Source organism: Pseudomonas sp. SDT291_1_S447 (assembly GCF_054070155.1).
Genome location: NZ_JBSVXS010000439.1, coordinates 1 through 220, shown reverse-complemented (window position 1 = coordinate 220; position 220 = coordinate 1). Strand labels below are relative to the sequence as shown.

The 220-nt window shown below is 52.7% G+C and carries 1 protein-coding gene; it reads left to right on the top strand.

Going from position 1 to position 220, the window contains the following annotated elements; genetic code table 11:
* Nucleotides 1-69: 69 nt before the first annotated feature.
* On the top strand, nt 70-220 hold a 151-nt coding region (locus ACW9IR_RS30275; RefSeq protein WP_457466294.1), incomplete at its 3' end, for an Lrp/AsnC family transcriptional regulator.

The following is a 220-nucleotide window of genomic DNA, read 5'->3' as shown; positions in this document are numbered from 1 at the left end:
AAATTGGCCCGTCATTGCGACGGATTCATTGCAATTTTCAAGGACGATTTGGAACCGATGACAGACGCCATGGATTTGAAGATCCTGGGCAAGTTGCAAAAGGATTGCGACCAGAGCCTGGAGTTGTTGAGCGACAGTGTGGGGCTGTCTTCCACCAGTTGTTACCGGCGGATTCGCCGGATGGAGAGCGTGGGGATTATCAAGGCGAAAGTGGCGGTCT